This is a genomic window from Mitsuaria sp. RG (assembly GCF_028369275.1).
In the GTDB taxonomy this organism is placed as follows: Bacteria; Pseudomonadota; Gammaproteobacteria; order Pseudomonadales; family Pseudomonadaceae; genus Aquipseudomonas; species Aquipseudomonas peradeniyensis.
Window position 1 is genome coordinate 1 of record NZ_JAQMYQ010000082.1, and the last position, 10,687, is coordinate 10,687.

Below are 10,687 nucleotides of genomic sequence, written 5' to 3' on the forward strand. Positions count from 1 at the left end.
CCTTGACCCGCGATGGGTTTTACTCGGCAGGCAGTGCCAATCGCTGTCCGGCCATCAGCAGCGACAACCGCGCCAGGCTGGTCCAGGGCGAGCCCTCTGCCTGCCCCTTGATCTGCGCATCAATACGCTGGGCATCCTGCAGCAACATGGCCCAGCGCTGAGCTGACAGGCGCTGCAAGGCCTTGCTCACCAGCGGGCGGCGTTTGTCCCACACCGGGGGGCGTGCCTGGCTGAACGCCTTGTCCAGTGGCACACCCTGGCTGAACTGCTGTGCAAGCCCTGCCAGCAGGCGCAGCTCGCGGGCCAGGGCCCAGAGAATCACCGGAGGCTCGACACCTTCGCCGCGCAACCCTTCGAGCATGCGCAAGGCGTGGGCCGCCTCGCCGTTGAGAATGGCATCCACCAGGCCGAAGACATCGAAGCGGGCGCTGTCAGCGACGGCGGCCTGGACGGTCTCCACGGTGATCTGGTTACCCTCGGCCAGCAGCTTGAGCTTCTCGATCTCCTGGGCGGCGGCCAGCAGGTTGCCCTCGACCCGGGCGGCGATCAGGTCGACGGCGTCTCGCTGGGCCGAAAGACCGGCCTGGGACAGGCGCTGGTTGATCCACTGTGGCAACTGCTGGGCGTCCACCGGCCAGATCTGGATGAACTGGCAGTGCGCGCCTTCGATCAGGGCCTTGCCCCACTTGGTCTTCTGCGCACTGCCATCGAGCTTGGGCAGGCTGATCAGCAGCAGCGTGTCCTCGGCCGGGTTGGCGCAGTATTCCATCAGCGCGGCGGCACCCTTGTCGCCGGGTTTGCCCGAGGGCAGGCGCAGTTCCAGCAGGCGGCGCTGGGCGAACAGCGACAGGCTGGCGCCGGCCAGGAGCAGGTTGCCCCAGTCGAAGTTGGCGTCGGCGCTGAATACCTGGCGTTCGTCGTAACCCTGCTGCCGAGCAGCGCTACGGATGGCGTCGGCGGCCTCCTGGCACAGCAGCGGATCGTCGCCGCTGACGATGTAGACGGGCGCCAGCTGGCCTTGCAGGTGCTTGTTGAGTTGGGCGGGAGCGAGCTTCATGGGGAGAGGCGGGGCACCTGAGGTGCCCCGATCAGGCTCAGGGAGCCGGGACTTCCAGCGGCGACTGCTGGGGCGTCTCGTCCTGGATGCGCTGGGCTTCCTGCATGGCCCGGGCTTCGGCTTCGGCACGCTCGTTGGCCTTGCGCTGCAGGTCGTCGAGGTGTGCCGGGGTCAATTGCTGGAGGCGGACCATCATGCCTTGTACCAGGTCACGACGGATTTCCTGGCGTACCTGGACGGCTTCCTGGCCGGAACCAGTAATGTTGTTGCCGTTGTACACGTAATACTTCTGCACCTGCAGTTTGTCTTCCAGCAGGATCGTGTCGTTCTGGCCTTCGACCGCGTAGTTCAGCACGACGGTCAGCTCGTACTCCGCCGAGCGGTTGCCACCACTGTAGGTGGCGGCACGCTGGGATTCCTGCTCGTTGGTGAGCACGAGCTTATAGGGTGCGCCGGTATAGACCTTCACGCCACTGTTCTGCAGTGTGCGGCGCAGTTGGGTGACCGTTTCGCCATAGGCGTTGCGTGCGCTGAGGTCCAGCTCCTTGATGGTCAGCTCGGTGGTGCCGGTGCCGCGCAGCTGGAAACCGCAGGCGCTGAGCAGGACAGCCAGGCCCATTACCAGCAGATTGCGTTTGATCATGTGTGTTGCTCCCTCGTGGACCGATTACGCCCGCCTGCAGGGTGTGCAGGCGGGCGTTGCCATCAGTTGGCGACGATGTTGACCAGTTTGCCCGGTACGACGATGACCTTGCGGATGGTCAGGCCGTCGGTGAAGCGCAGGACGTTCTCGTTGTTGCGGGCGGCGGCTTCGATTTCCTCGCGGCTGGCGGCGGCCGGCATCTCGACCTGGCCACGCAGCTTGCCGTTGACCTGCACCACCAGTGTCACGGTGTCCTGCACCAGGGCGCTTTCGTCGACCGTCGGCCAGGCCGCGTCGATTGCCGCCTGGTCGTGGCCCAGCGCCTTCCACAGCTCGTGGGAGATGTGCGGGGTGATCGGCGCCAGCAGCAGGGTGACGGCCTCGAGGCCTTCCTGCAGCAGGGCGCGGTCCTGGGCGCTGGCCTGTGGCGCCTTTTCCAGCACGTTCATCACGGTCATCACCTGGGCGATGGCGGTGTTGAACTTGTGGTACTGGCCCACGTCGGTGCTGGCCTGCTTGATGGCGGCATGGATGGCGCGGCGGATGACCTTCTGCTCGTCGCTCAGGGCGGCGATGTCCAGCTGGCCCGGCAGGCCCTGGGCCACATGGGCCTGGGCCAGGCGCCAGACACGGCGCAGGAAGCGGCTGGCACCCTCGACGCCGGAGTCGGACCACTCCAGGCTCATGTCGGGTGGCGAGGCGAACATCATGAACAGGCGGCAGGTGTCGGCGCCGTAGGCTTCGATCATCGACTGCGGGTCGACACCGTTGTTCTTCGATTTCGACATCTTCTCGGTGCCACCGATTTCCACCGGCAGGCCGTCGGTCTTCAGGCGCGCGCCGATGATCTTGGCCTTGGCGTCACGCTCGATCTCGACATCGGCCGGGTTGAACCAGTCCTTGCCGCCGTTGCTGGCGACACGGTAGTACGTTTCGGCGACGACCATGCCCTGGGTCAGCAGGTTCTTGAACGGCTCGTTGGAGGTGACCAGGCCTTCGTCACGCATCAGCTTGTGGAAGAAGCGCGCGTACAGCAGGTGCAGGATCGCGTGTTCGATGCCGCCGATGTACTGGTCCACCGGCAGCCAGTGGTTGGCGGCTTTCGGATCGACCAGGCCCTTGTCGTAATTCGGCGAGGCATAGCGGGCGAAGTACCAGGACGACTCGACGAAGGTGTCCATGGTGTCGGTTTCGCGCTTGGCCGCGCTGCCGCATTTCGGGCAGGTGCACTCGTAGAACTCGGGCATCCGCGCCAGCGGCGAACCGGCGCCGTCCGGCACCACGTTTTCTGGCAGGGTGACCGGCAGCTGGTCTTCCGGCACCGGCACATCGCCGCAGGACGGGCAGTGGATGATCGGGATCGGGCAGCCCCAGTAGCGCTGGCGGCTGATGCCCCAGTCGCGCAGGCGGAACTGGGTGCGGGATTTGCCCAGGTCCTTGCGGATCAGCGCGGCTTCTATGGCGTCGAAGGCGCCCTGGAAGTCCAGGCCGTCGAATTCACCGGAGTTGATCAGCTGGCCGTGCTCGCCGTAGGCGGCCAGCCACTCGCTGCCGACTTCGTCGCCGACGCTGGTGCGCACCACTGCCTTGACCGGCAGGTTGTACTTGTGGGCGAACTCGAAGTCGCGCTCGTCGTGGGCCGGCACGGCCATCACGGCGCCATCGCCGTAGTGCATCAGCACGTAGTTGGCGACCCATACCGGCAGCTTCTCGCCGGTCAGCGGGTGCTCGACGCACAGGGAAGTGGCCATGCCCTTCTTCTCCTGGGTGGCCATGTCGGCCTCGGCAACGCTGCCGCTCTTGCACTCGTCGATGAACGCTTGCAGCGCCGGGTTGCCCTGGGCCGCCTGGGTGGCCAGCGGGTGCTCGGCGGCGACGGCGACGTAGGTGGCGCCCATCAGCGTGTCGGGACGGGTGGTGAAGACCTTCAGGGTGCCTTCGTGGCCGATGCTGGCCTGGTCGTACGGGAACTGTACTTCCATGCCGCGGGACTTGCCGATCCAGTTGCGCTGCATGGTCTTGACCTGCTCAGGCCAGCCCGGCAGCTCGTCGAGGCTTTCCAGCAGCTCGTCGGCGTAGTCGGTGATGCGGAAGTAGTACATCGGGATTTCGCGCTTTTCGATCAGCGCGCCCGAACGCCAGCCACGGCCGTCGATGACCTGCTCGTTGGCCAGTACGGTCTGGTCCGCCGGGTCCCAGTTCACGGTGCCGTTCTTGCGGTAGATGATGCCTTTCTCGAACAGGCGGGTGAACAGCCACTGCTCCCAGCGGTAGTAGTCCGGCTTGCAGGTGGTGACTTCACGCGACCAGTCGATGGCCAGACCCAGGCTCTTGAGCTGGGTCTTCATGTAGTCGATGTTCTCGTAGGTCCACTTGGCCGGAGCGACGTTGTTCTTCATCGCGGCGTTTTCCGCCGGCATGCCGAAAGCGTCCCAGCCCATCGGTTGCAGGACGTTCTTGCCCAGCATGCGCTGGTAGCGGGCGATAACGTCACCGATGGTGTAGTTGCGCACATGGCCCATGTGTAGCTTGCCGCTCGGGTACGGGAACATCGATAGGCAGTAGTACGTGTCTTTGCCTGGCTGTTCGGTGACAGCGAACGATTGTTGCTCGTCCCAGGCATTCTGGGCGGCGGCTTCTACATCACGGGGCGTGTATTGTTCGTGCATGGCTACTTTGTATTGAGAGGAATAAGAGACATGTTCCAGGCAGCTCGACCTCGCTGCGTCCGGCACTCCGGGATCTTATGAGAGTGAACGCCGTAGCATACATGAGCGCCGCGCGTCGTGGGAAACCCTGATTGCATCGCCCGTCGCGCGGGCCGTTGGTCGCAGCGCCCGGCCGCTTTTGCGAGTGACGCTAAGCTCATCTGTGGGGGGAGATATTCTTACCTTCAATGAGGTGAACGGATGGGAGAGTCGCAACTAACCGCAAACAAGCCGGAGCTTTACGAACGCCTGATCGACCGCCTGGGCCTGGCACTGGAAGTGGCCCGGACCTCGGTGCGATTGCGCGACGAGATGCCTGCCGAACTGGAGTTGCGTGGCCTGAGCCATGCCGAGTTCGAGGTCATCAAGGCCTACCTGGAATCCCTCCCGGAGGGCCGTTTTGCCAGTGCCGGTGCCTACCCGCAACCGGAGCCGTCCTCGGCCAGGATCGTCTGGCTCAAGGACCGCAAGCGCTCCGGCGCCCCAGCCAGCTCCAGGACGTTGCCGTCCCGATAGCCGTTCAGGGTTGCAGGCGCGGTACTACGCGCCGGTTTTCGCAATGCACGCATCGATCGGCGCCGGTTGCCCTTGAGGCCCGGTGCCGATCCTCTTAGGCTGCACGCCTTCCATGGAGGTGTGTGATGCCGATCCGCTTTTTCATCAAACAATGGCTGATGCCGCCCGGCATCCTGTTCCTGCTGTTGCTGGTCGCCTGGTGGTGGCGCCGTCGCCGCCCACGCCTGGCGGCGGCCTGCTTTGCCCTGGGCGTGGGTGGTTTGTGGCTGATGAGTCTGCCGTTGACCGTCGAGCAGGTGGCCCGGGCCCTTGAAACAGAACCTGCGTTGATGGCGGATGAATGGGCGGGCCTGGCGGCCAGGGCCGATGCCATTGTGGTTCTGGGCGCCGGGCGCGAGCGCGGTGATCCGGCGTGGGCCGGTACTGACCAGCCGACCTACGTGGCACTGGAGCGCATGCGCTATGCCGCCCACCTGGCCAAGGCCTCGGGGTTGCCGGTGCTGACCAGTGGTGGCCTGCACTATGGCACGCCACCCAGCGAGGCTCAGCTGATGGCTGATCGGCTGCAGGCCGATTTTGCTGTGAAGGTCACTTGGAAGGAGGAAGCCAGCCACACCACCTGGGAAAACGCCGAGTTCAGCGCGAAGGTGTTGCAGCCATTGGGCATCCGGCGGGTGGTGGTGGTGACCCAGGCCTGGCACATGCAGCGTGCACGCTGGAGCTTTGAACGGGCCGGGTTCGAGGTGGTGCCGGCGCCGGTGGGTTTCCTCGGGCGCGATCATGCAAGACCGTTCGCGGGATTGCTGCCGGAAAGCCGGGCCATGTGGCAGAGCGGGCAGTTGCTGAACGAGGCGGTGGGTTTGCTGGGGTATCGGTTGTTCTACTGATGCCCAGCGCACACGGCCCTCTGTAGGAGCGGCCTCGTGCCGCGAAAGGGCCGCAAGGCGGCCCCGCGATCTGTGCATGTACGCCAAGACCCCGGGGCTGCTTCGCAGCCCTTTCGCGGCACGAGGCCGCTCCTACAGGAGGCGTCGTCGCTCAGACGGTCTTGGCGATCCGGCCGGCTAGCAGCGCCCAGCCCAGCAACAGCACGCAGACAATTGCCAGCGGCCACGAGCGCCATTGCAGGTAAGGCGTCAGCTGCTGCATCGGCACCACCTCGCCGTACAGCACGGCCCTCTGGAACTGCGGGATCTGCGCGGTGATCCTGCCGAACGGGTCGATCAGCGCGGTCACGCCGTTGTTGGTGGCGCGGATCATCCAGCGACCGGCCTCGAGCGCGCGCATCTGGGCCATCTGCAGGTGCTGCAGCGGGCCAATCGAGGTGCCGAACCAGGTGTCGTTGCTGATGGTCAGCAGCAGGTCGCTGCGCGCGGCGAGGCTTGCGGCAAACTCGGGATAGACCACTTCGTAGCAGATGTACGGTGCCACCTGGTAACCCTTGGCCTGCAGCAGTGGCTGGTCCTCGGGGCCGCGGGCGAAGTCCGACATCGGCAAGTTGAAGAACTCGATCAGGCCGCGCAGCATGTCCTGCAGCGGCACGTACTCGCCAAACGGCACCAGCTTCTGCTTGAGGTAGGTGCCGTCGCCTTCGCCGGCCACGGTGATGCCGTTGTAGTAGCGGCGCTGGTGGTGAACCATCTGCCGTATCGGCACCCCGGTGATCAGCGCCGAATGCCGTTCGGCGGCAAAGGTGCCCATCATGTCGATGTAGCCCTGGGCCTGGTCCTTGAGCACCGGCACGGCGGTTTCCGGCCAGACCAGCAGGTCGACGGGCTTCGAACTGAAGCTCATGTCGCGGTACAGCGCCAGTTGCGCATTGACGTGCGCCGGGTCCCATTTCAGGTCCTGCTCGACGTTGCCCTGCAGGGCGGCGACCTTCAGTGGATCGCCCGCCGGCTTGGTCCAGGCGTGGTCCTTGAGGGTCAGGCCGAGGATCCACGGCGCCACCAGCAACACCGCACCAGCGGCCAGGAACGCACGGCGCTCACGCAGGCGGTACAGGTTGCATAGCAAGGCGGCGCTCAAGGCCAGGACGAAGGACACAAGCCAGACGCCGCCCAGCGGGGCGAGGCCGGCGAGCGGGCCGTCGAGTTGGCTGTAGCCGGCGTAGAGCCAGGGGAAACCGGTGAGGAACCAGCCTCGGAAGGCCTCCTGCAGCAACCACAGGGCGGCGAAACACAGGGCATCGGCCAGTGGCGCTTCGTCACGACGCAACCAGCGCGCCCAGAGCCAGGCGGGCAAGGCGAAGAAGAATGCCAGGCAGGCGAAGAACGCCAGCAGCAGGGCGATCGCCAGCAGCGGCGAGGCACCGCCGTAGGTGTTCATGCTGACGTAGATCCACCAGGTGCCGGCGCCGTAGAGGCCGAAGCCGAAGCTCCAGCCACGGCCCAGGGCCTGGCGCGGCGTCAGTTCGCGCAGGCCGGCGTAGAACAGGGCGATGGACAGGATGGCCAACGGCCAGACGTCGAACGGCGCCAGGGCCAGGAGGGTGGAGGCGCCGGCCGCCATGGCCAGCAGGTTACCGGGCCAGCCGGGGCGGGTGATCCAGCGCATGTCGTTCCTTAACGATTGATCGGTGTCAGGCGCAGCAAGTGTATCCGGCGGCTGTCGGCATTGAGAATACGGAAACGATAGTGACCGATCTCGGTGGTCTCGTTGCGCTTGGGCAGGTGGCCGAAGGCGCTCATTACCAGGCCGCCGACCGTGTCGAACTCGTCATCGGAGAATTCGCTGTCGAAGAACTCGTTGAAGTTATCGATCGGCGTCAGCGCCTTGACCAGGAAGTCACCGCTGGGCAGCGGCTTGATGTAGCTGTCTTCCTCGACATCGTGCTCGTCCTCGATATCGCCGACGATCTGCTCGAGCACGTCCTCGATGGTCACCAGGCCCGCCACGCCGCCGTACTCGTCGATGACGATGGCCATGTGGTTGTGGTTGGCGCGGAATTCGCGCAGCAGCACGTTCAGGCGCTTGGACTCGGGCACGAAGGTGGCCGGGCGCAGCAGGTCCTTGATGTTGAAGCTGTCGCCGTTCTCCTTGAGGATCAGCGGCAGCAGGTCCTTGGCGAGCAGGATGCCGAGCACATCGTCGTGGCTTTCGCCGATCACCGGGTAGCGCGAGTGCGCGGCGTCGATCACCGCCGGCAGGAACTCGCGTGGCGACTGGCTGGCCTTGATGCTGATCATCTGCGAGCGCGGCACCATGATGTCGCGCACCTGCAGGTCGGCGACCTGGATGGCGCCTTCGACGATGGTCAGCGCTTCGCTGTCGAGCAGCTTGTTCTGATGGGCTTCGCGCAGCAGCTCGAGGAGCTCCTGGCGGTTTTTCGGCTCATGGGCAAAAGCCTGGGTCAGTTTACCTAGCCAGGACTTTTGCCCGTTGCTCGATCGGTCTTCGCTCATGGCGGTTACTCGTGATCCTTGCAGTGTCAGTGTGTGATTGATTCGGCTTCGTCGTCGGCGTACGGGTCCGGATGACCCAGTTCCGCCAGCAATGTTCGTTCCAGCGCTTCCATCTCCTCGGCCTCATCGTCCTCGATGTGGTCGTAGCCGAGCAGGTGCAGGCAGCCGTGGATGACCAGGTGCGCCCAGTGCGCCTCGAGGGCCTTGCCCTGTTCGGCGGCCTCGCGCTCGACCACCGGCACGCAGATCACCAGGTCGCCCAGCAACGGGATGTCGAGCAGCTCGTCGGGCACATCGGCGGGGAAGGACAGCACGTTGGTCGCGTAGTCCTTGTGCCGGTAGGTGTGGTTCAGCTCGCGGCCTTCGGCTTCGTCGACCAGGCGGATGGTCATCTCGGAGTCGGCGCTGCGCTGGCGCAAGGCAAGCTCGCACCAGCGGCGAAAGGCGTTGTCGTCGGGGGCGGCGGCGTCCGTGGCCCGTTGCAGGTCGAGTTCAAGCATCTTTGCCGGGTGCCTCGGGCTTGGCCTGACGGGCGTCGAAACGGTCGTAGGCTTCGACGATGCGCTGCACCAGCGGGTGGCGCACCACATCCTTGGGTTGGAAATGGGTGAAGCTGATACCTGGGACGTCCCTGAGCACCTCGATCACATGGGCCAGCCCTGACTTGGTGCCGCGCGGCAGGTCGACCTGGGTGATGTCGCCGGTGATCACCGCGGTCGAGCCGAAGCCGATGCGGGTGAGGAACATCTTCATCTGCTCGAGGGTGGTGTTCTGGCTCTCGTCGAGGATGATGAAGCTGTTGTTCAGGGTGCGGCCGCGCATGTAGGCCAGCGGTGCGATCTCGATCACCTGGCGCTCGATGAGCTTGGCCACGTGCTCGAAGCCGAGCATCTCGTAGAGCGCGTCGTAGAGCGGGCGCAGGTACGGGTCGATCTTCTGGGCGAGGTCGCCGGGCAGGAAGCCGAGCTTTTCGCCGGCCTCGACCGCCGGGCGCACCAGCAGGATGCGGCGCACCTGTTCACGCTCCAGTGCGTCGACCGCGCAGGCCACGGCCAGGTAAGTCTTGCCGGTACCGGCCGGGCCGACGCCGAAGTTGATGTCGTTGGCCAGGATTTCCTTGACGTAGCGCTGCTGGTTGACGCCGCGTGGGCGGATGTTGCCCTTGCGCGTGCGCAGCGAGACGCTGACTTCGTTGACGGCCGGGTTCTCGAGGTTCTCGACCGTCGATTCCTGCAGATAGAGATGGACCGTTTCCGGCGACAGGTCGGTGGCCTTGGCCTCGCGATAGAGGCGGCGCAGCAACTGTTCGGCGGCGGAGGTGGTCTTGGGTTCGCCGATCAGTTCGAACTGATTGCCGCGGTTGCGGATTTCGATAGCCAGGCGTTGTTCGATCAGGCGCAGGTGCTCGTCGAACTGGCCGCACAGGTTGGCGAAACGATGGGCCTCGAAGGGCTCGAGGATGAAACGATGGGGTTGTATGGGTGCGTTCAAGGTCGTTTTTAGCCGCTCGACGGCAATGAATGTGAACTCAAGAATAACCCTTGAGTGGCAGTGGCGAAAGCACTGAAACGATCAAGGGTCGGTACGACGCTTCCGATCCGCGTGTCGATCATGGCAGGGCAAGTTGACGAAACGATGATGCCGGCGGACCGCACAGGGCTCGAGGCGGTTCAGGGCAGGGGAGAGAAGGGCGTGCGGCCTTCGGCGTTCTGCAGTTCCAGCAGGTATTTGCGGAAGATCTGGCCGAGCACCTGGGTGGCGTGCTCGAGCTCGTCGCGGGGCATCTGCCCGCTGACTTCGTCGGCCATGTCCAGGGCGTCTTCGGCGCCGTTGACCGCGGCGATCTTGAGCAGGATGTAGGCCTGCACGTTGTTGGCCTTGACCCCTTCGCCATGGAAGAACATCGAGCCGAGGCGGTACTGGGCCTGCCCCTGGCCCTGCAGCGAGGCCTTTTCGAACCACTTGAGCGCCTTGTCGAGATGGCGCGGCGTGCCGCTGTAGTAGAACTCGCCCAGCTCGTACTGCGCTTCGGCATCCCCGGACTCCGCCGTCTGCTCGCAGGCCTTCAGGGCGTTCTCCTGGTCCTCGGGCGCAGCATCGAGAGTGCAGCGGCCCGCCGCCGGAATCAGCAACGAGTTACCGCCCTCCGCCAGGGCCAGCAGGGGCTGAAGAAGCAACAGGCAGCCCAGGGTCAGGGCGCGGCCGGTGCGGTTCATGGGGATCGACTTACCTCTGCAAAGCTACGGCCAATGTCTCTGGTGGCACATTATGGGATAAGCAGCGCCTACCTTACAAAGTTTTACTCGAATTTCTGTCCTGCTGGCGAATCGGCTGACTGTGTAGGAGCGGCCTTGTGCCG

General features: G+C 65.0%; 10 protein-coding genes. 2 read left to right on the top strand and 8 right to left on the bottom strand.

The features are described 5' to 3' along the window. Positions 1 to 19: 19 nt before the first annotated feature. The 3 genes from holA to leuS all read right to left on the bottom strand — a co-directional run bounded on the left by holA (position 20) and on the right by leuS (position 4,369). Positions 20 to 1,057, bottom strand: coding sequence for a DNA polymerase III subunit delta (holA, locus tag POF53_RS25445; RefSeq protein WP_069016289.1), 1,038 nt, complete (start codon positions 1,055 to 1,057; stop codon positions 20 to 22). A gap of 37 nt (positions 1,058 to 1,094) precedes the next feature. Next, positions 1,095 to 1,700 (bottom strand): LPS-assembly lipoprotein LptE, encoded by a 606-nt coding sequence (locus POF53_RS25450; protein WP_203648158.1) that lies wholly within the window; start codon positions 1,698 to 1,700, stop codon positions 1,095 to 1,097. Between the two features lie 62 nt (positions 1,701 to 1,762). Next, positions 1,763 to 4,369, bottom strand: a complete 2,607-nt coding sequence (gene leuS / locus POF53_RS25455; RefSeq protein WP_203648157.1) for a leucine--tRNA ligase — start codon at positions 4,367 to 4,369, stop codon at positions 1,763 to 1,765. A 240-nt stretch (positions 4,370 to 4,609) separates the two neighbouring features. Here leuS and POF53_RS25460 point away from each other — a divergent pair, with 240 nt between their 5' ends. Next, positions 4,610 to 4,924 carry a hypothetical protein gene (locus POF53_RS25460; RefSeq protein WP_110737917.1) on the top strand — a complete coding sequence of 105 codons (315 nt, stop codon included), beginning with the start codon at positions 4,610 to 4,612 and terminating at the stop codon, positions 4,922 to 4,924. Positions 4,925 to 5,049: 125 nt separating this feature from the next. After that, on the top strand, positions 5,050 to 5,811 hold the full coding sequence (locus POF53_RS25465; RefSeq protein WP_203648156.1) for a YdcF family protein: 762 nt from the start codon (positions 5,050 to 5,052) through the stop codon (positions 5,809 to 5,811). A 151-nt stretch (positions 5,812 to 5,962) separates the two neighbouring features. Here POF53_RS25465 and lnt read toward each other — a convergent pair whose 3' ends face one another. From lnt to POF53_RS25490, 5 genes are all read right to left on the bottom strand, one after another. After that, the gene (gene lnt, locus POF53_RS25470) at positions 5,963 to 7,480 is read right to left on the bottom strand and encodes an apolipoprotein N-acyltransferase (RefSeq protein ID WP_498969981.1); all 1,518 of its coding nucleotides are present in this window, start codon (positions 7,478 to 7,480) and stop codon (positions 5,963 to 5,965) included. Positions 7,481 to 7,488: 8 nt separating this feature from the next. Further along, the gene (locus POF53_RS25475; RefSeq protein WP_203648154.1) at positions 7,489 to 8,328 is read right to left on the bottom strand and encodes a CorC family transporter; all 840 of its coding nucleotides are present in this window, start codon (positions 8,326 to 8,328) and stop codon (positions 7,489 to 7,491) included. A gap of 26 nt (positions 8,329 to 8,354) precedes the next feature. After that, positions 8,355 to 8,828: an rRNA maturation RNase YbeY gene (gene ybeY / locus POF53_RS25480; protein ID WP_203648153.1), complete on the bottom strand. Its 474-nt coding sequence runs from the start codon at positions 8,826 to 8,828 to the stop codon at positions 8,355 to 8,357. Next, positions 8,821 to 9,819 (bottom strand): PhoH family protein, encoded by a 999-nt coding sequence (locus POF53_RS25485; RefSeq protein WP_203648152.1) that lies wholly within the window; start codon positions 9,817 to 9,819, stop codon positions 8,821 to 8,823. The genes ybeY and POF53_RS25485 overlap by 8 nt, the downstream gene beginning before the upstream one ends. Before the next feature lie 179 nt (positions 9,820 to 9,998). Continuing rightward, a complete protein-coding gene (locus POF53_RS25490) occupies positions 9,999 to 10,544 on the bottom strand; it encodes a tetratricopeptide repeat protein (protein WP_203648151.1) in 546 nt (181 codons plus the stop codon). Positions 10,545 to 10,687: the final 143 nt, after the last annotated feature.

What these genes read in the sequence shown, in the direction of transcription:
- holA (WP_069016289.1), bottom strand. Translation starts at nt 1,057, where the DNA reads ATGAAGCTCGCTCCCGCCCAACTCAACAAGCACCTGCAAGGCCAGCTG.
- POF53_RS25450 (WP_203648158.1), bottom strand. Translation starts at nt 1,700, where the DNA reads ATGATCAAACGCAATCTGCTGGTAATGGGCCTGGCTGTCCTGCTCAGC.
- leuS (WP_203648157.1), bottom strand. Translation starts at nt 4,369, where the DNA reads ATGCACGAACAATACACGCCCCGTGATGTAGAAGCCGCCGCCCAGAAT.
- POF53_RS25460 (WP_110737917.1), top strand. Translation starts at nt 4,610, where the DNA reads ATGGGAGAGTCGCAACTAACCGCAAACAAGCCGGAGCTTTACGAACGC.
- POF53_RS25465 (WP_203648156.1), top strand. Translation starts at nt 5,050, where the DNA reads ATGCCGATCCGCTTTTTCATCAAACAATGGCTGATGCCGCCCGGCATC.
- lnt (WP_498969981.1), bottom strand. Translation starts at nt 7,480, where the DNA reads ATGCGCTGGATCACCCGCCCCGGCTGGCCCGGTAACCTGCTGGCCATG.
- POF53_RS25475 (WP_203648154.1), bottom strand. Translation starts at nt 8,328, where the DNA reads ATGAGCGAAGACCGATCGAGCAACGGGCAAAAGTCCTGGCTAGGTAAA.
- ybeY (WP_203648153.1), bottom strand. Translation starts at nt 8,828, where the DNA reads ATGCTTGAACTCGACCTGCAACGGGCCACGGACGCCGCCGCCCCCGAC.
- POF53_RS25490 (WP_203648151.1), bottom strand. Translation starts at nt 10,544, where the DNA reads ATGAACCGCACCGGCCGCGCCCTGACCCTGGGCTGCCTGTTGCTTCTT.